Annotated in this window: 20 protein-coding genes and 2 pseudogenes; 12 read left to right on the top strand and 10 right to left on the bottom strand. The window is 57.8% G+C overall.

Going from position 1 to position 22775, the window contains the following annotated elements:
- Positions 1–213: 213 nt before the first annotated feature.
- Together xseA and xseB are read left to right on the top strand one after the other, a co-directional pair.
- Positions 214–1944, top strand: a complete 1731-nt coding sequence (xseA, locus tag RW095_RS14180; RefSeq protein WP_317019579.1) for an exodeoxyribonuclease VII large subunit — start codon at positions 214–216, stop codon at positions 1942–1944.
- A gap of 13 nt (positions 1945–1957) precedes the next feature.
- Complete coding sequence (gene xseB, locus RW095_RS14175; RefSeq protein WP_317019578.1) at positions 1958–2221, top strand: exodeoxyribonuclease VII small subunit; 264 nt, start codon at positions 1958–1960, stop codon at positions 2219–2221.
- Positions 2222–2356: 135 nt separating this feature from the next.
- Here the strand turns inward: xseB and RW095_RS14170 are convergent, their stop codons facing one another.
- Both RW095_RS14170 and RW095_RS14165 read right to left on the bottom strand, forming a co-directional pair.
- On the bottom strand, positions 2357–3679 hold the full coding sequence (locus tag RW095_RS14170) for an ATP-binding protein (protein ID WP_317019577.1): 1323 nt from the start codon (positions 3677–3679) through the stop codon (positions 2357–2359).
- A gap of 419 nt (positions 3680–4098) precedes the next feature.
- A complete protein-coding gene (locus tag RW095_RS14165; RefSeq protein ID WP_317019576.1) occupies positions 4099–5367 on the bottom strand; it encodes an SIR2 family protein in 1269 nt (422 codons plus the stop codon).
- A gap of 913 nt (positions 5368–6280) precedes the next feature.
- Here RW095_RS14165 and RW095_RS14160 point away from each other — a divergent pair.
- Entirely contained in the window at positions 6281–8038 is a 1758-nt protein-coding gene (locus tag RW095_RS14160) for a hybrid sensor histidine kinase/response regulator (RefSeq protein WP_317019575.1), read from the top strand.
- A gap of 285 nt (positions 8039–8323) precedes the next feature.
- Here RW095_RS14160 and RW095_RS41440 read toward each other — a convergent pair whose 3' ends face one another.
- Positions 8324–8662: a diguanylate cyclase gene (locus tag RW095_RS41440; RefSeq protein WP_394365135.1), complete on the bottom strand. Its 339-nt coding sequence runs from the start codon at positions 8660–8662 to the stop codon at positions 8324–8326.
- Between RW095_RS41440 and RW095_RS14155 the strand changes: the two genes are divergently transcribed.
- Positions 8555–9109, top strand: a complete 555-nt coding sequence (locus tag RW095_RS14155; RefSeq protein WP_317019574.1) for an amidohydrolase family protein — start codon at positions 8555–8557, stop codon at positions 9107–9109. The genes RW095_RS41440 and RW095_RS14155 overlap by 108 nt on opposite strands.
- A gap of 58 nt (positions 9110–9167) precedes the next feature.
- Here RW095_RS14155 and RW095_RS14150 read toward each other — a convergent pair whose 3' ends face one another.
- Positions 9168–9515: an H-NS histone family protein gene (locus RW095_RS14150; RefSeq protein WP_317019851.1), complete on the bottom strand. Its 348-nt coding sequence runs from the start codon at positions 9513–9515 to the stop codon at positions 9168–9170.
- A 322-nt stretch (positions 9516–9837) separates the two neighbouring features.
- Between RW095_RS14150 and RW095_RS14145 the strand changes: the two genes are divergently transcribed.
- From RW095_RS14145 to RW095_RS14130, 4 genes and pseudogenes are all read left to right on the top strand, one after another.
- Complete coding sequence (locus RW095_RS14145; RefSeq protein WP_317019573.1) at positions 9838–10020, top strand: hypothetical protein; 183 nt, start codon at positions 9838–9840, stop codon at positions 10018–10020.
- Positions 10021–10182: 162 nt separating this feature from the next.
- Positions 10183–10291 (top strand): annotated as a pseudogene (locus RW095_RS14140) (chromate resistance protein ChrB domain-containing protein); the annotation flags it as partial.
- A gap of 24 nt (positions 10292–10315) precedes the next feature.
- Complete coding sequence (locus RW095_RS14135) at positions 10316–10726, top strand: hypothetical protein (protein WP_317019572.1); 411 nt, start codon at positions 10316–10318, stop codon at positions 10724–10726.
- 88 nt (positions 10727–10814) lie between these two features.
- Positions 10815–11156: a hypothetical protein gene (locus RW095_RS14130; RefSeq protein WP_317019571.1), complete on the top strand. Its 342-nt coding sequence runs from the start codon at positions 10815–10817 to the stop codon at positions 11154–11156.
- A gap of 119 nt (positions 11157–11275) precedes the next feature.
- Here RW095_RS14130 and RW095_RS14125 read toward each other — a convergent pair whose 3' ends face one another.
- Both RW095_RS14125 and RW095_RS14120 read right to left on the bottom strand, forming a co-directional pair.
- Positions 11276–12565: an Nramp family divalent metal transporter gene (locus tag RW095_RS14125; protein WP_317019570.1), complete on the bottom strand. Its 1290-nt coding sequence runs from the start codon at positions 12563–12565 to the stop codon at positions 11276–11278.
- A 62-nt stretch (positions 12566–12627) separates the two neighbouring features.
- Positions 12628–12812: pseudogene (locus RW095_RS14120) on the bottom strand (DUF305 domain-containing protein); the annotation flags it as partial.
- Between the two features lie 382 nt (positions 12813–13194).
- On the opposite strand from RW095_RS14120, the gene RW095_RS14115 reads away from it, so the two are divergent.
- From RW095_RS14115 to RW095_RS14105, 3 genes are all read left to right on the top strand, one after another.
- On the top strand, positions 13195–14703 hold the full coding sequence (locus tag RW095_RS14115) for a putative bifunctional diguanylate cyclase/phosphodiesterase (protein WP_317019850.1): 1509 nt from the start codon (positions 13195–13197) through the stop codon (positions 14701–14703).
- A gap of 286 nt (positions 14704–14989) precedes the next feature.
- A complete protein-coding gene (locus tag RW095_RS14110) occupies positions 14990–15790 on the top strand; it encodes an MFS transporter (protein WP_317019849.1) in 801 nt (266 codons plus the stop codon).
- 708 nt (positions 15791–16498) lie between these two features.
- A complete protein-coding gene (locus RW095_RS14105) occupies positions 16499–16717 on the top strand; it encodes a hypothetical protein (RefSeq protein ID WP_394365134.1) in 219 nt (72 codons plus the stop codon).
- Positions 16718–17811: 1094 nt separating this feature from the next.
- Here the strand turns inward: RW095_RS14105 and RW095_RS14100 are convergent.
- The 4 genes from RW095_RS14100 to RW095_RS14085 all read right to left on the bottom strand — a co-directional run bounded on the left by RW095_RS14100 (position 17812) and on the right by RW095_RS14085 (position 20557).
- Positions 17812–17982, bottom strand: a complete 171-nt coding sequence (locus RW095_RS14100) for a hypothetical protein (RefSeq protein ID WP_317019935.1) — start codon at positions 17980–17982, stop codon at positions 17812–17814.
- Positions 17983–17996: 14 nt separating this feature from the next.
- On the bottom strand, positions 17997–18287 hold the full coding sequence (locus tag RW095_RS14095; protein WP_317019848.1) for a hypothetical protein: 291 nt from the start codon (positions 18285–18287) through the stop codon (positions 17997–17999).
- A gap of 550 nt (positions 18288–18837) precedes the next feature.
- The gene (locus RW095_RS14090) at positions 18838–19311 is read right to left on the bottom strand and encodes a hypothetical protein (protein ID WP_317019569.1); all 474 of its coding nucleotides are present in this window, start codon (positions 19309–19311) and stop codon (positions 18838–18840) included.
- A gap of 754 nt (positions 19312–20065) precedes the next feature.
- A complete protein-coding gene (locus tag RW095_RS14085) occupies positions 20066–20557 on the bottom strand; it encodes a response regulator (protein WP_317019847.1) in 492 nt (163 codons plus the stop codon).
- A 371-nt stretch (positions 20558–20928) separates the two neighbouring features.
- Here RW095_RS14085 and RW095_RS14080 point away from each other — a divergent pair, with 371 nt between their 5' ends.
- On the top strand, positions 20929–22734 hold the full coding sequence (locus RW095_RS14080) for an ATP-binding protein (protein WP_317019568.1): 1806 nt from the start codon (positions 20929–20931) through the stop codon (positions 22732–22734).
- Positions 22735–22775 lie beyond the last annotated feature (41 nt).

Below are 22775 nucleotides of genomic sequence, written 5' to 3'. Positions count from 1 at the left end.
CACGTTGCTCGAACGAACGGAGCCCTAATGCCGGTTTGTTACGGAACAACAACCTCGCGGAGGACGGCGGGTGACAAAACCCGGTCAGGGGAACAGATTTTGTTTCTTAGCAACTGGTCTCGCGGAATGGCGGCACGAACGCGGTAAGATTAAGGATAATTCGGCGCTGAAACGTATTTTCGACGAAACTTATAAAGCATTTTCCGTAATCTTGTGACAACCTATCTAGACGTTCCTTTCAAAGAGAAAGACGAAGCCAAGGCGCTTGGCGCCAGATGGGATGCGGGTGCTCGCAAGTGGTATGTACCCGAGGGTACGGAAGTTGCGCTGTTCAGTGCCTGGTTGCCTGCGTCATTGAGGTCCGCAAGTCCTGTTTCCGTCCCTTCGTCTGAGCTGACGCCTGCCGTCGAGGTTGCTGGCCGGGAAGTCGCGTTACCGAAGAAGGGCGTCACGCTTTCGCAGCTACTTGCTGGCGTCGCGCAAGCGGTTGCTCAGGCATTCAAGTCCGGCGTCTGGACCATCGTGGAAGTTGTTGAGGCCCGAACCAAAAACGGCCACGTCTATCTTGAGCTTTCTGAGCGCACGCCTGAGGGCAGTGTATTAGCATCAGCCAGAGCGACCATCTGGGCCAATGTCGCCAACAAAATTCTCCCTGAGTTCGAACGAGCCACAGGTGCCAGCATCGCTTCCGGCATCAAACTTCTGGTTAGGGCAAAGCCGGTCTTTAAGCCGCAGTACGGCTTCAGTATCGAGATTGATGCCATCGACCCCGAGTACACGCTGGGCGACCTCGAGGCCAGAAAGAGGGAAATTCGAACGCGGCTTCAGCAAGAAGGAATATTCGACGCCAACAAAAAGCTGCCTGTGCCGTGGGATTTCAACGCTGTTCTTGTCGTTGCTCCGAAGGGGGCTGCCGGGCTGGGAGACTTCCAGGCCGAAGCCAATCGCCTTGAGCGCTTCGGTATCTGTCGGTTTATCTACGCCTCTAGTCGCTTCCAGGGAGAAGGGGCCGCTCTGGAAATACGGGTTGCACTGCTAGATGCACTGAAGAACTGGAACAGCTCGGGTAATCCAGGTCCCGATGCTGTGGCAATCATCCGAGGTGGCGGAGCCGTCAATGACCTGGCTTGGCTGAACGACTATGAGTTGGCCAAGACCATTTGCAGCCTGAAAATTCCTGTCCTGACTGGGGTTGGGCATGAGCGTGACAGCACCATTCTCGATGAGGTGGCAAATATCCGGTTCGACACGCCCAGCAAGGTGGCTGCGGGCATAGAGCAGGTTATCAAAAAGCGGGTTGAGGAAGCCAAAGCGAATTTTGAACTGTTGACTACGCAGGCAACAAGAGTTGCAAATGCCTCAAGAGCTGTACTCGATAAAGACTTCACAGCCATACAGTCCGGTGCATTCAGGCAGATTGCGACTGCGAAACAGACCGCGTCCGAATTGATGGGTGAGCTTCAACTCGGGGCAACCAGCACGGTTCATGACGCAAAAGACGATGCCAGAAAACTGGTGACGGATGTTCGGCATGACGCCTACCAGTTGCTGGCGATGGCAAAGCGCGACGTGCCAGGCACGTTCTCAGAAATGAAGGCAGAGGCCAGCAACGTTGTGAGAATGGCACGGGCAGTCACGACGACCCGGCTTGAGGCAATTCATGACCGGACATTGTTGGATGTTTGTAGAGGCCGGGAATCTGTTGAGCAAGGCTTGCAAGATGTCACGCTGTCAGCACGACAAATAGTTACTGGCGCGCGAATGGCCGCGATGTCGCTGTTTCGTGAAGTGGCCGGGCAGGGACCTGAGAAAACGTTGGGGCGCGGTTTTGCCATTGTGCGAGATGAGGAGGGTAAGCCTGTTACGTCTGCTACCGATGCAAAATCGGGTGATGGGCTGGAAATCGAGTTTAGGGACGGCCGTGTAGCCGTCCGGATAAAATAAGGATTGCGAATAGATGAGTGAAAAATCCTTCAAGCAGGCATATGGGGTGCTGCAAAAGCACGCCGAAACTCTGCGGAATCAACAGGAACCAAACATCGACGACCTGCTGACTATCGTCACGGAGTCGGTTGCCGCGTATAAGGTGTGCAAGGAGCGCATTGATGCGGTTGAGACGGCTCTCGAGCAAGCGCTTAGTGGAGCAGGGGTTGGTAGCGCAGAACCGGTCGCGATGCAGCCAAGAGACTCGGCACCAAGTGATGATGACATCCCGTTCTGACGGGCCGGGTGGCAACGATGAACCGTGCCAACCCATTGAATCCGTAAGTTTCCCATGGAAGGTGGGGCTGATGCACGTCGGCGGCCGACGCTATCGAGAGACGCTGCGGCCATCGACGTGTCGTCGCTGACACGATTACCAAGCGCTTTGGAACTGGCCGCCGTCTGACTTTGGTTTTGCGGTAGGTGGAGCTACCTGAATCGTGATTGGGATTGGGAAGTCGACACCGATAAGCACTGCCTCTCCCTGTTTCAGGCTAGGCAAGAACGCAGACGACGACTTGTCAATTTCACCGCACGCACGTTCCACAACCTCCCGGTCACGGTCGTTAGTTAACCGATGAACAATGAGCGTGCCCATCTGGCTAAGGACTCCCTCGGTAATATCGCGTGGCCGCTGCGTCGCAAGGCAGATATTCAACCCATACTTTCGCCCCTCTTTTGCGACAAGCTCGAAAGCGTCAAGTTTTGCAGCGAAATCGTCAGAACCGACCCTCTTTCCAAGAAAGTTGTGAGCCTCGTCGACGAAAGCAACAGTCGGCTTCCGGTAGAAAGCGCCGCTGCGAGCAAGGCCGAGAATCTGACGGCCAATGGCGTTCGCGACGACCTCGCGCGCGTAAAATTCAAAGCCGACATCACTTAAATCGATGCGCAAGAGGCGTGACGGCCCGCTGAGAAACGACTCAATCTCATCGAGCACCGATGACGTCGCGAATTTTCTATTGAAGACACACGACAGGGACGGCGAACCTAAGACGGCACGAATTCGCGTGGTCAAAGGAATGCAAAACGAGAACTCGCCACTTTCTCCGCCCCACCTAGTCGGGTCCTTGACGCCGGGCCCCCTGCCGAAGGCTTCTGGATAGACGCATTCCTGTTCCAATTGTTCGGGCAGGAGGCGCACGTCGAACGGCTGTCGCGGGTCATCCAGTTTTTCAGCGTTTGCGCCAGCCGAGAGCGCGGCGCCATAGCTAGCCTTTGCTTGACCAATTTTCTCGATAAAGCCCTTGGAGAACGTCTCAGGCTCGAGCTTGGCAAGCCGAAGACTACGAATCGCCTCTTTGAGCTTAGGTCCCTGTACTTTCCCTGAGGGCTCGAATAGCGCAAGGAAGTCTGACTCCGTGAAATTCTCTGCCGGCAGCCAAACGGGGGATGAACCAGCGCTCGTTACTCGCGGACTGCCGAGGTGGATATGAGCGGCGTTTGCATCTGCTATGTCTCGGTATTCGCCCGTAGCGTCCAGAAGAATGACTTTCGAGTCGAATCGCAGACACTCTTCGAGCAGGCGCGCTGTTGTCCAACTCTTTCCTCCACCGGTCGCGCCAAGAACAGCACAGTGTCGTCCGAACAGCACTTCTGGAGTCACGCGGACGGGATGCTCACCATCCGAGGTCGAGGTGCCCAACTCCAGAAGCACGCGGCTCTGAACGCCAGGATTTTTGCTGGTCAGTTCTGGCAATAGCGATATGAATTCTCCTGGCGCAGAGTATGCCCGGTCTCCTAGTCGAGGGTACGCGTCGACGCCAGACTCTACCCGAAGGTCGTGAGGACGTATCGAACCAAGCAGTTGGATATGCCCGACTGCGTCCAAGCCGCGTGCCCCCGAGTAGTCTTGGGTCACCTCGCTGCGGTCACGCTCCGGTAGACGGACTTCCATGACCCTACCCAACAAAATCCTTTGTTGCCCCTCAATGAGTACGAGTTCTCCGACCTCGCCTCGGCCGTAACGCGACGCTCCGAAGTAAGCTCCGCTCGTATCACCCGCGTTGCTGAGGTTTAGCTTAACACCTTGTGCCGAGACGGAAACTACAACGCCTAGGTGCAGGTCCGGCCAAAGCAGCCCGGTTGAACATAGTTGGTCGTACGCCCTAGTCATACTCAGCCTCGCACTCGGCGTACAGCGTTAGCCATCTGTTCGGCCGGCGTGAGCGCTTTCAGGTCGGGAATGAGTCCCGCAAAATCTTGGAACGAGGCATTGATGAAGTAGACGGGCAGACCCTTCTTGGCGAGGTCGGACAGCTCGTGCCAATAGTTTTCGCGCATGTAGTCGCTGTCGGTGTGGTCAACCGCGCAAAAGTCAGCGACGAATACTTTCAGACTGGGGTTACTCTTGATGGCTGAGACGAGCGGTTCAGATAAATGGTCATCGTTGAATCCGAAACCAGAAATTACGACGCAGGTGTTTGGCTTCCTCAGGCTGTCGAGGAACCTTGACAGAAGTTCGAGATGAGGCTGGACGAAGGCCTGCTGGTACTTGCCCTTGGTCGGATAAATCAAGCACGCATGCGCCGGGTCAGGCGCAGGTTTTTCATGCACGTCGCCCTTTGAATCTCGTTCCCAACTGACCGAGCCATGCAGCTTAGCAAGATGAATTACACCTTCTAGAAATTCCTGTGATTCGTCACTGCGTCGGACAAAGTCGTATTGAAAATAGCTTGGGTCAAATCTTCGATGACGTCCGTAAGAGAACCCATCAACAACCATCATTCCTAGATTCGACGCTGCCACTTCGAAACAGAGGTCGTAGTTGGTTGTGAAAATTTTTAGACGCGCATCTCTGGTTCTTCTGCGAGCAATTTTTTGCAGGAAAACTTCGTGACCACTCAGATTCGCCTTTTCAACGAACTCCGAGCACATCCTTAATATGGTGGCCTTGCAGCGCACTATAAAATTGCTAACCTGCTCGTCATCGTAAATGCTGAGGTAGGCGTCACAGCGCGATAGGAAATGCTCAATGTTCGCGTTGTCAAAAGCAAAACCCACCTTTTCGCAGATAGCATTGGCTTCTGCGGTCAGTTCAATTTGTTGGCTGCTTTGCTTGCACATTGTCGCAACCCACAGGTCGCCCATGCTGGGGCCATTTACACCCCCCCTGAGGGAGGTGCCACTTCCGGCAAGGACAATGGGATTGGGCATCTGCAATCCGCTCGTCAGCGCATCGGCGAGTTGTGTTCGGTTTCTGCTCAGAGCGTCCTGCTCCTCGGCACTTAGAGCTCCTCCTACCTCGCTACGACACGACTTCATCGCTCGCTCGTCCAGTGGTAGCCACCGTTCGGAGCCCGGCTTGCGGAATGCGAGCATTCCGGGTTCAATCCTGCCCGCCTTCTTAACCGATGCGCCGCCGGATGCGTTTTCGACGATATCCACAACTGCCCCCAGAATGGTTTTGTAACAGCGGATTCTGCCGGCAATTCTACCTGTAGGCGGCAAAGCGAGGCTGCATGCGTACCAGCCGCATTGAGGCCACATCGCGGCGTCCTATGACGAGGCCACGAAAGTATCGTGTCCCTGAAGCTGGCCCGAGGTGGAGTGGTCGCGGACGGCGGGCTTCGTCTTGACTAAACACTACTTCCCCCTGAAACACAGTACCTGCGGCGCGTTGAATATAGGCGTCAGTGGCGAGAAGCGAAGCACATTGTTGGATGCCTCTGTAAATCCGCCTGAAGGCTCTCCACCAGGCGAGTCCGGCACATAGCTAACGATTACAGCTAGTATTTAAAGTCGGGAACGTGGGAGCCGGGCGCGCGAAGGAGACGACGAATTTTCCGCTATCAATAGCCCGATGGGCGCCGGCTTTAGCAGTAGCACATCCCATGATTTTCACCTGTGTCTGGCGGCAGCGCCGCCCACAGCATGCGACCCGGATGGTGGCCGTGGCAATCTCACTTCAGACGTCGGCACAACTCCAGCCCATCAAGGCGCGGCATCATCCAGTCAGTCACGATGGATTTGGAAGCTGGATGACGGTGGTGCCCAGCGCTGCTCGCCGTCTTGTGCCGTGAGCACGCGATATTCTTCGAACTCGACCAGTAGTGGAAGCGGGCGCAGACTTGGGGTCGCCATCAACGAGAAGTATCGTCGCCAAGATATTGTCATTTCTCTTAGCCGGAGGGTAAGAGGTTGCCCCCGCTGCAACAAGCGGGCCTGGCTTCGGAGTACCATCATTGCAGAGCCGGCGCTGCCGGCATGGCTGTTGTGCCACTAGGAATGCACGCACGGACTAAAATTCAACGGCCATTTTTTCCCACACCCACGAGAGAAATTACAACCTGGAGGCTACATGGCCGCACCGGCTGTGTCATCAGCAGCTGAGGTCGCACTGCGCGCGGGCACCCTGGTCACGGAGGCGCTCGGCGCACGCCCGCATCGTCCGCCCGATTTTGCCGCTGAAAACGAATCACTGCATCGCCTGGCACGCGCACTGACCTCCTCTGACGGTGACGTGCTGCAGACGCTCTCGGATATGGCACTTCGTCTCTGCGAGGCGGGCAGCGCAGGTGTTGGTTTGCTGGAAAGCGATACCGCCGGCGCCCCAGTTTTCCGCTGGGTCGCGGTTTCGGGTGAATGCGCCGCGGCCGTGAACACCATAACCCCGCTTGCGGACAGTCCAAGCGGCATTACGCTCGAACTAGCTGCGGGACAATTGTTTTCGTTTCCTCAGCGCCACTTCGCATGCCTGGAGCATGTCACCCCCAAGATTGTCGAGGAACTGGTCGTACCGATTCCGGGTGAACCTGAGCCGTGGGGCACCCTGTGGGTGATGTCTCACGACGAGGCGCATCTTTTCGACGCTGAGGGGCGCAGAATCCTGAGTAGCCTCGCGAACTTCACCTGCGCGGCGCTCACGATGACCCGCGCGAAAGCTGAGGCCCAAGCTCGTGCAGAAGAAGCGGAGGCGGTAAGGAATGCGCTGGCGCTGGCAGAAGCGCGGAAGGACGACTTCATTGCATTGCTGAGCCACGAACTGCGCAATCCGCTTGCTCCTGTTGACAACGCCATGATGTCGGCACGAAAACTGGCTGCCGACAACCCGGCGGTGACGTCTGTCCTGGCTATCGCCGACAGACAGTTTCGGCTCCTGAAACGACTCGTAAGCGACCTGCTGGATGCTTCCCGGATACGGCATGGCAAGCTTTCTGTTCGTCCTTCATACGGCTTACTTCAGGATATTGTCGCCGATGCGGTAGAGGCGATGAAGACTGACATCAGCGATGGTCAGCATCAGCTCCGCGCCATCCTGCCGTCGTATCCAGTGACCGTCCACGCAGACCTCGTGCGTCTTACGCAGGTTGTGTCGAACCTGTTGTCGAATGCGGTGAAATATACGCCGCCCGGTGGTGACATCACCGTACCGGTGGAAGCGCCGGACCTCCGCGCCGAGCCGACACGCGGCCCGTCGCATCGCAATGCGGTCATCAGGGTGAAGGACAATGGCACAGGCATTTCAGCGTCATTGCTACCGCACGTCTTTGATATGTTCGCCCAGTCGGCCTCGGCTCGAACGCATGCAGAAGGGGGACTCGGAATTGGACTGGCCGTCGTGAAACATCTGGTGACGGCGCACAACGGCACCGTCGACGTTGCGAGCCCGGGCGAAGGCCAGGGAACGGAGGTGACGGTACGACTGCCCATCGTCTGCGAAGGCGCGGGCGAGTCGACCGGTACCACGCCGCGCACCATGGCACCGGTTCGCGTCCTCGTTGTGGACGACAATGCGGACGCGACGGAGGCGCTTGGCATACTACTGGCAATGGAAGGTCACGAAGTGAAGTGTGCGCAAAGCGGGCCCGACGCGCTCTTGATAGTGGATTCGTTCACGCCCGACGTCGCCCTGATTGATATCACGATGCCCGGCATGGATGGCCGTGAACTCGCGCAGCTGCTTCGTTTGCGTGCCCAGTGCTCCCTGACAAAGCTGGTCGCATTGACCGGCTCTTCCGATGTCGCCAGTAGCGAGCAGACTGACGAACGCGTATTTGACTGCCGTCTTGTCAAGCCGCTGTCACTCGATGACCTGGCGGATATCATGCGGTCGTAGCGGGCGGTCAGCGGATGGTGCCGATGGCGACGGTACCATTCGCAGCGAGGACCGGCCTTCATATGTTCGATTGGGTCAGCCTGACCACCAGCCAGTCCACCGGTCGCGGGCTGCCACAACGGAAGCATCTCTGACGAATTCACCATATCGACCATCCCGAAAAGCGCTGGCCCGGTCCGCCGTTCGAGAGGCGCTCTGCAGACTGGCGAGCAAATCGCCAACTCCGCATCAATCGTAATGGCCTTCACGAAAACGGCCGCACCTCGGTCACATCCCGTCCTCCCTCTACGCGCCATCGGACTGCGCCAGGCACGTGCGGTTCCGTCCAGCACGCTTGGCGGTATAAAGCGCGCGGTCTGCAGCTGCAACCAGACGGCTGCCGTCACCGCCATCGTACGGTTGTTTTGCAGCTACGCCACAGCTAACGGTGACAATGCCGGCACCACACGCCAAATGCCTGATTTGCAAGCCTTCAACAGCCCTCCGGATGCGCTCGCCGACGAGTAGCGCTCCTTCGTGGTCGGTATTTTTCAGAACCAGCGCGAATTCTTTCCCACCGTATCGGGCAAAGACGTCTGTCGGCCGCTTGACCGAAGCGGCAATGGTTTGCGAAATCGCGCGCAAACCGGTCGCGTGTGGCTCAAGCTTTCCGGGCCCTATCTAACCAGTAAGGCCGAACAACCGCCGTACGAAGACTTGGCGCAGAGTATTCTCGCGCTGACTAAAAGGTTTCCAGAACGTCTGGTGTGGGGCACCGACTGGCCGCACGCGACCGAAGAGCACAAGCCCGACGACGCGAAAATGCTGGACTGGCTTGCGTCGCTGCTACCGTCTTCCGAGCTAGAGGCAAGCACGTTTGTGCAAAACGCGGCAGAGCTGTACCAGTTCTGGGAGACCCGAAGAAAGCGGAGCGTTCTCGCAGCGACGTTGGGTCGGGCGTTGAGAGCCTCACGTTTCGTCGACATACGGCCTGCTGCTGCCGAGGGGTGCGATGTGAATCCGATGAATGGCAGCCTTCTCTCATGGCTACGTGACGCCGCCCGACCCGCCGAAAAGCAATTCGCAAGGTGACGCTAAAGGGCCGGTGAAGCCACAACCCCAGACGAGACAGAGGAGCAAAGGGACTCGTTCAATGTCCTTCAGAAAACAGCGCCTCTTGCACCATAGCGTGCGGAGCGGCACGCTTATCCACCAGAAACTCGTTGCGGTCCTTGCCGGCAATCCAGGCGGGCGCTCGCCCACGGCCGCTCCACGTTGAGCCGCTTACAGGGTCGCGGTACTTTGCTGCAAGCTCATTTGGTTGAGCGCCTGGCATGCGACCCATCAACTCGCTGACGGAGATGCCGTACTCACGCATCTTTTGCACGACTTCGTTCAACACGAGGCGGGTCTCTCGTTCCTTGGCTTCGGCCAGTTGCTTGTTCAATGCTTCCCGTTGTGCGCGCAGTTGACCAATTTCAATGCTCTGATATGCCATATGTTTTGAATTCTGTCGCCGATATTCCCGTCGATTGATTTCGGCGGATGGTTCGTGATTATAGGCGGTCCAGTTCACGAACAACCGTCTGCTGATTATCGTGCAGCAGACTTCAAAGCTGAGTCGGCTACTGGTGCGTGACAGGAGCGGTAGCCGCCGACGCCAGGTGATTCCGGGTCTATCCGACGGTGGCTGGACGTCAATCAGGCAAGGACTCGCGCCAGGTGAGCGGGTCGTGACGCAAGACCCGTATCTTCTCTTTCACTAGGACTTCGCTACGCGTTACCAGCACACCGACTGACGCTCCTCTGCCAACAAGAAGATGCTCAAAGATATCGTTAAGCGGCCGCTGCTTTGGGTCATGCTGTATGCATCGCTGATTGCCTACAGCATCTATGCGCTCCTCAATATCCACGCCGAGGTCCTGCCGCAGTTCAACATGCCACAGGTGAGCGTTGTCGCCCAGTTGCCCGGAGCTACGACTCTCTGGACCTGGAGGGGCTGATTGCGCGGCCCGTCGAAGCCGAACTGTCGTCGCTCTCGTCATTGAGCGACGTGCGGACGGTCGTGGGCCAGGGTTCGGTCAAAATTGAAGCTCTATTCATGCAAGGCACCACCGCTGCAAGTGCGTTGCAGTAAGTCAACGGTGGCCGTAGTCGCCGAACGTGCGGATGACCATGAGATGCTTTTCGCATGGCATGGTCAAGTATGACGCGCTCTACGCGTGGTGTCGCGACCGTCAGAGCGAAACGCACGGCTGGCCGCCGGCGTCGTAGAAACGATGGCACCGGAGCAACATCGTGATTTCCTCGAACATGTTATTGACGCTCCGGGTCTTCGCCGCTGCGGCGCTTGCAATTGTCGTATTTGCATTTGTTTCAAACCGCACAAACGGCACAGAGCAAGCGGTCGAAGGCCCCAGTCTACCTCTGCAGAAGGTCGTCGATGTGCCGCTCGGTGGCGGGACAACGCGCTTTGACTACGAAAGCATCGACTCCAGCTGTCATCTGCTATTCATCGCGCACCTGGGCGATAGCGAAGTCGTCGCATTCAGCACGGAGATGTCTCGCGTCGTCGGGCGCGTCGGCAACGTAAGTTCGGCTCACGGTGTGCTGACGATTCCTGAACTGGGACGCGTCTATCGGACAGATATGGCGGCGACCGGCAGGAACCTCTCACGCTGCAGTGGATGTCGAACCTTAATGCAATAAGCGGCCGATTCCCGCTCAGGGGTAGGTCGAGGGCACAGACCTTTCTGCGCGCAGCCTGCTTTCCCTTGCCTCGCCCAACGTCGCGGCCGTGGCGCTGCCGGTGCTGCGGAAGCTGAACAACGGTGTGCCGTCATCGCTGGTTTTCACGCGGCCCGGCAACATCCGCGACGAACCCGACGTGGTGCGCTTCTGGTCAAGTGGCTACGCAGTAGAGAACAGTGCGTCAGCCACTCCAATCTGGGTCGGTTCCTTCGCGAACGAACGGCTGTTTCGCCCGTCGTGGCCAATCAATATCCTGCGAGCCGACAACGAGGAAGTGACGAGGCTCAATGCTCACGACAACTGGGGCGCAGGCCTCGGAGCAACCGTACTGGCCAGGGTGGATTGTCATGGCGTTGCGGTGGCGCTGCTGGCGTCACCCGAGGAATGAGTGTCGCGTCGTTGCTTCGTTGCGTGCGTGTGTTGGACGTACTCAGGAAGAAATCGTCGCGCTCTCAGTCCAATAGTGAGTCTGTCAATCAGCTAGTAGCAGCGACAGGTCCGGAAGCGCTACGCCAAGGTTTGTAATAACAAGAGTGCGTTGAGCGACAGGACCGCAGTCGCTGCTACCGTGGCCAATATGGTAGTGAACGTGCGGTTCTTGCGAACGCCCATGATGTCCTGTCGACAACTGAACCATAGCAGCGCCACCATCGGAAACGGCAAGGCAAGACTCAACACGACCTGGCTAATGACGAGCGCATTGGTCGCGTTCACCCCGAAACCAACAACGACAAAACTGGGCACCATTGTCACGACCCTTCGCACCCAAAGCGGGATACGAAAGCCAATGAAGCCCTGCATAATCATCTGGCCAGCCATCGTGCCCACGACCGAACTTGATATTCCGGAGGCGATTAGGGCAAGGAGAAAAATGCCTGCAGCGCCTATGCCCAGCAGCGGTGCCAGTGTATGGTATGCCGTCTCGATTTCTGCGACATCAGGGTGTCCCTCGTGGAATGCGCCGGAAGCCATGATGACCATGGCCATATTGATAAGACCTGCGGTGGCCAATGCGATGACGACCTCGAGGTTCGAATACGCGAGCAGCGTGGTGCGTTCAGCTTCTGTCTTTGGGAGCACGCGACTTTGAGTCAGCCCCGAATGGAGAAACAGCGCATGTGGCATGACTGTCGCGCCAATAATGCCGACAGCAATAGTGAGCGCCTCTGAATCCGGAAGGCGCGGTGAGAACGTATGAACGAAGACTGCCGGCCACGCAATTGGCACGATGGATAGTTCGGCAAGGTAAGACAAGCCAATCACACCGACCAGTCCCCCAATTGCAAGTTCGAGTGGACGGAAACCGGCACGCTCAAACAACAGAAGCGCATAGGTCACGAGAGCGGTGACAACCATGCTGACAAACAACGGCATGTGGAACAGCAGGGACAGTCCGATTGCTCCGCCCAGAAACTCGGCCAAATCCGTGGCCATCGCGGCCACCTCGCTCACGCCCCACATGAGAAGGACGAGGGGCTTCGGGAAGTGTTCGCGGCAGAGCTCAGCGAGGTTTCGTCCGGTAACTATCCCCAGCTTCGCTGAAAGCGCCTGAAACAGCATGGCTATCAGATTCGCCAACAGCACGACCCAGAGGAGCGTATAGCCGTACTTCGCGCCAGCCTGAATGTTCGTCGCGAAGTTCCCCGGGTCCATGTAGGCGATTGAGACGACCACCGCCGGGCCGAAAAATGGCAGGAACACCCGGGCGCCTCGACCTTCGAGCCGCTCCCGCATCGCCGATGTCGTTCGCTCCGTCAGCGTTTCACGTTTGTCCTTGCGACGAGCGCGGTCGTCCATTGCCACTCCAGCGAGTCATCTGCTGCACGCACTGCGGGTGTGCAGTCCATCGCACTACAACGTCATTTGCCGGCGTTTTTCGCCTGCCACTTGTTCATCCATGCAATTTCGTCATTTTGCGCCTTGATGATTTTCCTCGCAGACGCTTCATGTCGGGGTCCCTGCCGTACTTTAGCTGCACCTTCGCCATATCCGTGGCGCCCCGATGATGCGGAATCATGTGAGCCAAAAAGTCCTTGTCGGTGTCGCTACTCAGACGAACGACCGCGAGCGCTTTTGGGGATGGCGTCATCCGGTTCGGAACGGTTGCAAATCGCAAGCGCTTCCCGGCTTGTGCTCGGGCTGGCGATGCGTCGCATATCGCCCGAAATGAGCAAGGGTTAAAGTTAATCTGCGAGCCGTCGTAAACGTTTGTGAGGGCCAGATGAAGGGAGGCAGTGTTGGCTTCCGGCGAGATTCCAATCTTGGCAAGCAAATGTGAGCTGGCTGCCTGTAATTGTCGGGGCACAACCGGGCGGCTGCAAGGCGAGATAACTCGAGTGCAACATCTAAGGCGTGGCGTTTTAAAGGACCTGATTGAGAGATTGACTCGCGTGCCCAGGTCAAGCAGGTGGATGCGGAACGTGGATATGCTCGCTGCATTAGGGGCATCGGCCGCGTGTGCCGCCTCGTGCGTCGCCGTGGCGCTTGGGACGGGACCTGCCGTGGTTGTGGGGTTTTCGTCCTTGGGCGTTTTCGCCGGCGGCTACCTGGCGGTGCGGCTGCAACAGTGCAGGCGCACTGCTCATACGACGGAAGAAGTGACGCGTGGGCTGTTACGGCCTGAAGAGCGGACGCGTCAGCAGCAGCTCGAGATATTGGCGCGATGCGACGGGCTGACCGGCCTGCTTAATCGCCGCGCGATGTTGAAGGCCCTATCTAAGCATTGCCAAGGTGCATCGCCCTTCGCACTGTTGCACATCGATTTGGACCGCTTTAAAGTGCTCAACGACGCGGCTGGTCACTCCACCGGCGACAGCGTAATCAAGGAACTCGCCAGAAGTATCCGAGACACTGTCCCGGAGAATGCGGTGATATCGCGTCCAGGTGGCTCTGACGAATTCGCGGTTATCGTGCCGGAAGAGAACGACCGCGAGGAGATTGAGCGACTGTGCCAGCGTCTCCTTGCTCGCGCCCGCCGGCCGTTGCCCGCTGCGGGCCAGACTGTTTCTGTAACCGTTTCGGTTGGAGCGGCGCTTTTTCCGGAACATGGAGATTCGCCGGAAGCGCTCTACACCAGTGCGGACCTTGCGATGCAGGGGGCGAAGCGCGCCGGGCGTGACAGGTATCGGCTATTCGGGGCGGGAGAACAACGTGAACGTGACCGCCTGCAACTGGAAGGAGAGTTGCGCGAAGCGGTGCGGCATAACCAGTTTGTGCTTTTCTACCAGCCCCAGTTTTGCGCCAGGTCAGGACGGCTGACTGGCATGGAAGCCCTCCTCCGCTGGAACCACCCGAAGCGGGGCCAGGTGTCTCCTGGAGCGTTTATTCCGCTTCTGGAAGAGACCGGCTTTATCATCCATGTCGGATATTGGGTGGTCCAGGAGGCTATCGGCGCGTTATCCGCGTTTCGCAAGACAGGTGCACATGACATCTGTCTGTCGATTAACGTTTCAGCCAGACAGTTTCACGATACCGGCCTTGTCAGTGCCATCCGGCGCGCTCTGGAAAAGCATCACATGAATGGCTCGCAACTTGTTGTCGAAATCACTGAATCTACAATAATGCAGAGTCTTGAACGCGCGCAAAAAATCCTCGCGCAGCTCCGGCTCCTGAACGTGCGCATCGCTATTGATGACTTTGGCACGGGTTATTCAAGCTTGAGCTACGTAACCAGGTTCCGGCCGGATATCCTGAAGCTGGACAAGTCGCTTGTGGATGACGTCGCTACCGACCACGCAGCCAACGCTGTAGTCCATGCCGTCATCGAGCTGGCGCATAAACTGAACATAGTCGTCGTTGCTGAAGGAGTAGAGACGGAAGCTCAGTTGGACATCTTGCGGTCAGCGAAATGCGATGAAATTCAGGGATACCTGCTTGGCAAGCCCGAACCATACCAGATTCTATCGGGGCGATTTCCGGACCAGGGCGTTGCGTAACTGCCCCGGCGAGTCATGTACCGCGGATGTACCATGCGTCTGGGTGCGCAAAGACTGGCTGGACGAGGTGCAGCTGGATGCGGCCAGGCGTCGACGTCGATGTCGACACCATCAATGGTCTCAATGGTTTGCATCCGCTCTCCGCGGGTGATGGGTATGGGTCACAGTCGCACATTGCATCGGCTAACTGAGGGATACGTCACAGGCCACTTCGGGTGAGGAACGAAAATGTCGGGCAAGCATATTCTCAGCCAGTTTGACGCTGACCTGAACCTGCTTTCAAGTCCTGGTTTTATATATTGCGCTTTCTACTTGGCATTGCCGAAGTCGGCTTTTCCCCGGTATCGTTCTCTACCTGACGTACTGGTATCCGGCCGAGCGCCGTAGTCGTGTCAACGCGCTTTTCATGATGGGCATCCCCGTTGCAGGGGTCATCGGCGGCACGCTGTCGGGCTGGATTATTCGGGCATTTAATGGCGTGCACGGCCTCGCAAACTGGCAGTGGCTATTCCTGCTGGAAGCCATCCGCTCCATCGTCCTTGGCGTCATCAAGCTCATCTATCTGCCGAAAGGGATTCGCGCCGCAAAGTGGCTCACGGAGCCCGAGAAGAAACTTCTTGAGAAGATTGCGCAGGACGGTGCTGGAAAGCGGCACGCCACGATAGGAAGTGTCCTCGGCAACGGCCGAGTGTGGTTCATGGCCGCCATCTACTGCTGCTGCATGATGGGTCTCTATGGCGGGGGCTTCTATTTGCCGACACTCATCAAGGCTGCCGGAGTGAAGGATGTGCTCGATGTTGGCATGCTGACCGCCATTCCTTACGGATGCGCGATTGTTGTCATGCTTCTGATTGCACGAAGTGCAGACAGGCTGCGTGAGCGTCGCTGGCATTTTGGGGCCGCCGGCCTCATGGCAAGCGTGGGTCCCCTGCTTGCAACGGTCTCTGGTTCGAATGTTGAACTTGCGATGATTGCCCTCACGCTCGGCACGGCGGGCGTACTCGCAACGATGCCAGTCTTCTGGGCGTGGCCGAGCGCCATGCTTGGCGGAAGCGCAGCGGCTGCGGGCATCGGACAGCTTGGGTGAGTGCCCGGATGTCTTCGTCTTCTTCGATATCGCCGACGAAGGACTTGTCAATCTTTAGGGTACTGATGGGAAAGCGCTAATGTACGCAAGGTTGGCGTAACCGGTCCGGAAATCGTCTAGCGCGACGTCTGACCCTACCTGAACCCGCCGCCAGTCCGGAGTTCGCGCGCTACCGCGAGTCAATTGGCTTCGAGTCGCGCCTGCGCTATCTGCGCATTCTGGCCGGGGTGCTGGCAAGGGTACTGCAGTACACACACCTGCTGATGCATCTGCTGGCAATAAGCGCTCAAGGGGTTAAAAATGACAGCCGCCACATCTAGGTGCTACTGCTTTGGTCGTGAAGGATTTGACCTGACCGGACAATTGAATGCCGACGTTGTGACTGCGACTCCCGGACGCACCCTTCGAAGCAAACGCATCGGCAGCCGACAGACCCGGGTTGCTCGCCCTGATAGAGCCATCGCAGACCGAGCTGTGATTTGGAATTGCGAGTGACTCGGCGCGCGGCTAACAAACCGTTACATGACAAATGCCTGCAGCTTCAGCCGTCGGTTTTTTGGTCGCCTACATTGCGTGGCTGGTATCGGACCGCTCGGGCGGACTGCGTAACTTGAACTCGTAAATACAAAGTAGGTAGGTATGGCTCTGGTTGTGAAACCGAGGCGCCCTGACGGAGCGCCGGCACCCATTGGACTCAGGCTGCGTCGGATGCTGACTGCACATGAAATCGCGACGCTCCTGCTGCTACTTAATGCACCTGTCGAGGTGATGGCTGCGACGCCGGACGTAGGGGCGCTTCAGGAAGTCGGGCTGGTCCAACTCGTTGAATCAGAACAAGGCGAAGCCCACGTTCGCCCTTACAGCGGAAGGAAATGCTGTTTTGCGCGTGCTGGGCGCCGGATGATTCTGATTCAAAGCGAAACATGAGCGGGCGTATGGAGTCAGAGCAGGGAAACGTTTCAGCGGCCGCCATGCCCGCCTCCGCCCCCATGTCCTCCCCCACCGCCATGTCCACCATGCCAGCCACCGTGCACACCATGCCATCCGCCGTGCCAACGGTACCCGTGCCAGTGATAGCGGTACCAGTGATAGCCGTACCAGCCGCCCCAGGTGCCGCAATCGCCCCAAATACTGCAGGTCCCGTACCCCGGCCCGTAGAAAGGATAGCCGTAGACCGAATTGTATGGCTGCGCTTCTCCGTATGGCTGTGCATCTCCATATCCTGGTGCTACGGCGCAACCAGCCACGCTCGCTGTCACCGCGAGCAACGCAATTAACTTACGCACGAAGCTCTCCCGAAGCTGACGGCGAGACACGTCGCGGGTGCGGAGAGCCGCGGGAATCGTTGCGGCAGCCGAAACCATCGAAAGAATGCTTGCTGCGAGTGGGCCTGTCGGGTACGTGTTCGGGTTTGCGATTTGATAGACATGGTGGCTTGAATCTCCTTTCGTAGCTATTTTGGTGCCGCCGCCGTAGCGCTAATTGCCGGGCAAAGACGCTGCTCATGCGCCGGCGGCAAAAGAGAAGCTTTGGGTTGTGAGTCCTGGCAACGATGGCGTGCAAGAGTTAAGACTCGCTTAAAAAGCAGTTACGCCCTTGTAACCAGGGCCAGGGCAGTAATCAAAATCGCCCGCGTCCCAGGCAACGAAGCAACGAGCCGTCACATAGCGTTTCAAATGTATGGGTCTTGCAGGTCATAAGGTCCGTGGAATCGCCACGTCTTTGCTCTGTGCGTCAACGGCCGAACGGCGCCCGACGTTCTGCCAACTGAATACGAACCGCGACGTAATGCCGCATCGCGCGGCCTGGTTTGACGTGCGACCGGGCGAGGCAAGCTGATACCTATTCAACCCTCGAAGCTGCTGCTTCGAGGGTCTTGCAGCCGCAATGGACGTTATGCGAACGGGTTTGAAGCACGGACGAGAGCAGCGGACGCCTTGCACGACTCCGGCGTCGGATTACCTTGAACCGGACACGGTGAGGCGTTCATCGCACCAATTTCCTATTGGATGCTTGGCAATTCAGGCCGCGTGCGAACGTTGCGGCGTGCAATTGCGGACGCGCTCGCCCTGTTGCCAGGCCTCGACCGTGACCGGCCGGTCCGGCCGCCAATTCCTTTGCTGCGGCCTTTGTTGCGAAAAAACTGGTGCGGCCATCGATGAGACAACAATGCCGACCAGCAGCAGTGCCATTGGTTTCATGTTCGCTACCAGCGGCGATAGTCGTCATGTCCGCGCGAATACCAGTCGCGCCTGCTCCAATAGCGGTGTCCGTCCCAATACCGGTCACCATGCCAGCCGATGAAGAGCCCAAGGCCCGCGATGACTGACGCTGGTGCGTAGGCGGGCGGCGGTGGCGCATATACAGGCGCTGGCGTCACATACACGGGCGCCGGAAGCCCGATATTTACTCCGAGATGGACTTGGGCCATCGCTGCGCCCGAAAGAGTCAGCGCGATTGCGCCGAGCCCTAGCGAAAACGTCAGGTGTTTGAACATCATTTCGTCGCCTCATTGCTCGATTTGATGCTCCCACTTTACGAGCACATCTGCCCGGCCGAGTTACGGACCTGTAACCGCCAATGGGGCAGTAAACAAAATCGTCGCATCTACAGAACGAAGCAATCGTGTCGTCATACAGCGTTTCAAATGTATGGCTCCCGCAAGCCCGAAAGGCCCACGGAATTGGCCCGTATTTGGTCTGTGGGTGAACCGTTGGGCGGCGGTGATGATGCGGCACACGGACGACGCTTGTACCGTCCATGTGGCCGACCCCGCACGTCAGAGTCAAGACCTGAAGCAGAAAGGCACGATTGAAACGCTCGTCGCGTTTTAACGTAGTGACCGGTTTCGAATCCGTCGGACTGCTATGTGAGTATGTGCGGTCAAGCTCTCGCGCGCACCATACACGCGCGACGGCAACCAGCCTTGGAATGGGCCTGCATTTCATCGTGAAAAGCATTTGTCCGCAGCTAATGCGTGGCGCTGACGGCTCTATTTCGCTATTGCATCGCTACCAGATGTGAGTCTGCCGAGGAGACCTTGGCCGCTACGCCGGCGCTTCTGCGAGGGCGAGAGTTCGTTCAGCTTTGAGCAGGCCGCCCACCATTCTCGCTTCGGCCTTGGCGATGCCACCAAGCGATGCCACTGACAACTGGCGGCCAAAGGTTTCGAACGCCCGGCATAACCGTGCATAGTCGACATCACTCATTAGCCATACGCCGCCTTCTTTCTCCGTAGCGTCGATATGCAGCATCGCCGCGTGCGCCCATTGTATGTACTCAATTTCGTCTCGATGGTATCCGAGCCGACCCAGCTCTTCGGCAACGAGTAATCGTCGGCCCAAAGTCGTAAACAGCGCGCGCGAGCCATGACCTCGCCGGAACGCGTCCAACCCTGTGTAGCACTGTAAAAGCATTGTTTGCGTTACGGGCTCGTGTGCAACCCGACTGAACGTAAGCGCTCGGAGCAGCGGTGATATGGCAGTTCGGGTGTCGTTTCGGGTTCGCGATTTGCTAGACATGATGGGGTGAATATCCTTCCATAGCTATGACGCGCGATGCTGACACCTTGCAATTTTCTTCTGGTCCGTAGGTGTACTGGATGGGGCATACTGCTCATGCATCCATTGACGCGAATTCGGAGTAGAGAACGACATCACAGGCATAGTCCACTCGGCTAACGTCGACTCCGACCTCAAGATATCGCAGGCCCGGGCTTCGGCGCGCCTGCCCTCAAAATATGCACCTGACCTGCAGCCACACCCTTCCAGGCCGTGGCTGACTCTCCCAGGGAAGTCCCATATCGCGATGTGCTTACTCATCTGCTTGCCCTCGGGACGTTGCACAGAGGGACAGTCCGGGCGAGCGTAATTGTCGACCGCAAACACGGGAGCTAGTTCAGCAGGGACCTGACGTCGAGTACCTGGAGCCACGGGTCGGTTCAGAGCTAGTGCATCACTGTGACTCGAAAGCGTCGAGTCGCGCTTGCGCAATCTCGCGCGGGTGTTGACAATGGTACGCATCGAACAGTTCTGAACATAGCTGCGCAAGTGACGCAAGGCCCGCCGCCTGGCCTGCGTGCTCGACCTCTCCTGCGTTGAGCACGTCATCGAGAAGCGGAGCGAGACGACGCAGTCGCACAAACATCGCGGCATCTAGTTTCATTTTGGACCTGCTGTGGCCAGATGAGCGAAGCGCACCCTGAGACACTCAGCGTCAGGCAATGCTTCACGAGTGAGATATGCCTTTCCATTGCTGGCGTATCGACGTGACCGGTCAAGGCGACGACCCCACTGTGACCTGCGGACTGTGCAACTCAAGCAGTTCCAGCAGCCGCGAGGCTGCGACCGGCTTTCGGAGAAACGCCGCCACTTGCAGGTGAGGCTGCGGTTTCGCCACTGCTGAGTTGAGCAGCACAGGAATAGTTGCGAAGTCAGGCTCAGCCGCGAGCGCGCTTATGAGGGCGGGACCGTCCATGACGGGCATCATGAAATCGGACACCACAATGTCGGGACGCCTTCGGCGTGCTGCCCGCAGTGCTTCATGCCCGTTCGATGCAGTCGTAACCTCATAGCCTTCGCCGCAAATCAAAACCTCAAGCGCCCGAAGCAGGTTGATGTCGTCGTCGACCAGTAATACCGTCACCATGGCACGGCCCCAAAGCGGTGGGTTTTCACTTCTCTGTTTGCAGGCAACGGCTGTTCCGTTGCTCGCGCAAGTTGCAGAGCTCGAATGCCCGCTGACTTGCGGAGCTTTTTGCGCCGTCATCACGGCGAGCGCCGTCTCGATGAGACAAGAGTAGGCTTTGGCGAAGGGCCAATCTATCCTACCGTTGGATAGGCCGACGCCGCGTTAGCGTAACTCGCTTATACGAGCGTATAACCGCAGTGAGGAGACTTGTCGAGCGGTGTCATACTGCAAAAACAGGCGATACCGCACCGCGTCCAGGACCGACACAGCGCCTGTCTGTTCGCCCGGCAGATTTTTCATTCTTTAATTGACGCATGATTGACAACCGAACAGTCGGAGAAGTCGAAAGCGTCGGCCGGTATCTGGAGACCGATGCAAGCGGCTGATGCAGTTGCGCAAAGGGGAAACGTTCTGTGCCGGCACCAGATTCTTCACGTGAAAGCAGAAGCTTGCGGTATCTGATGGCGTTATGGCTTGCAGGGTGTATCGCCCTTGGAGCCGTTACTGCAAGCTGCGTCCTTCTGGACCAGGAAGAGAGCACCGCCGGCTTCTTCCTTCTGGTTGCCGTTGTTCTCCTGTCCCTGCTGGACAGCTTCATCTCATCGGTCATTTTCTCGGTGGTTGGCGCCGCACTGCTTAACTATTTTTTCACCGAACCCATCAATAGCTTCGGCATTAGCAACACCGCGGATTTATTTTCCCTTGTTGCGTTTCTCGTCACATCACTCGCCATCACCACCCTTGTCAGGCGGATTGGCCGCATTGAAAAGACTCAGCGCGCGCAGGCGCAGCTGCTGGAGCTGACACACGACATTATTATTGTGCGCGATAAAAATGACGTGATTACGTACTGGAATCAGGCAGCAGAGTCGCTCTATGGATGGAAGAAGGAAGAGGCGATGGGGAAGTTCATCGACGAACTTCTGAGGTCGGTGTTCCCGCTGCCTCGCGACCAGCTCCAGCAGATTTATGTTCGCGACGGCCAGTGGGAGGGCGAGCTAATTCACACGAGGCGCGATGGCACAGAGATAATCGTGACGAGCCGCTGGGCCCTGCAGCGCGACGGCGCGGGAAACCCGTTGGCCACGCTTGAGACCAACAACGACATCACGGAGCGCAGACGCGCCGAGGACCTGCTTCGAAAGAGTCAGGCGCAGTACTTCGCCGAAGCGCAGAAGCTAAGCAGGACCGGCAGTTTTGGCTGGAATTTCTCGAGCGGAGAGGTCTTCTGGTCCGAGCAGACTTTCTCTATCTTCGAATACGACCCGGCTGTCGCGCCCACCATCGAACTCGTCAGGCAGCGGATGCATCCAGAGGATATACGCGTGCTCGAGGAGTTACTTGCACAGGCGAGCGGTTCCAGTGCCGACTTCGACATCGAGCATCGTCTGCTTTTTCCCGACGGACGCACCAAGCACCTCCGTGTGGTTGCACACGCAACCAACGACCAGCCAAACAACAGGCTGCTCATCGGGGCCGTGATGGACGTGACGGGGGCGAAGCAAACAGAGGAGCGGTTGCGGCATGCGCAAAGCGAACTGGAACGCGTAAGCCGGGTAACGGCGCTTGGTGAGCTGAGTGCATCAATTGCCCATGAAGTGGGGCAGCCCCTTTCCGCCATCGTAACGAACGGTGAAGCATGCCTGCGCTGGCTGCATCGCCAGCCTCCGGACATGGAAGAAATCGAGGGTTGCGTGAGGCAGATGACAGACCAGGCAAATCGGGCTGCAGAAATCGTGCAACGTGTGAGGGCGCTCATGAAGGGGGCGCCGCCGGACCGGGCACCGATTGCAATCAACGACGTGGTCGAGGAGGCGATTGCTGTAATCACGCGGGATATTGAGCGCCAGTGTGGCCTGCTGACACGTCGTCTTGCCAGCGGGCTGCCGCTGATACTGGGCGACCGTGTGCAGCTCCAGCAGGTGCTCGTCAATTTAATCACCAACGCTATGCAGTCGATGGCGAGCGTCAGCGGCAGGCGCGAACTTATCGTCCAGTCCCGCCTTGACCCTGAAGGTAATGTTGTCGTGGCAATAAAGGACTCGGGGGCCGGCATCCAGGAGGCCAATCTTCCGCAACTCTTTGAACCGTTCTTTACGACACGCAGTTCCGGGATGGGAATGGGGTTGGCTATTTCCAGTTCTATTGTCGACGCGCACCGTGGGCAAATCTGGGCCTCCAATAACCCTGAAGGTGGTGCGACGTTCTCGTTCAGCCTTCCGCCAGCCATGACGCAGGAGGTGGTGCGAAAGTGACGCAGGGCGACCCGCGCGCACATGGTTCGGTTCACATATAC

Origin of the sequence: Paraburkholderia kirstenboschensis (assembly GCF_032806925.1) — a bacterium.
Taxonomy (GTDB): Bacteria; Pseudomonadota; Gammaproteobacteria; order Burkholderiales; family Burkholderiaceae; genus Paraburkholderia; species Paraburkholderia kirstenboschensis.
The sequence above is the reverse complement of the archived record's forward strand: the minus strand, read 5'-3'. Positions and strand labels throughout refer to the sequence as shown.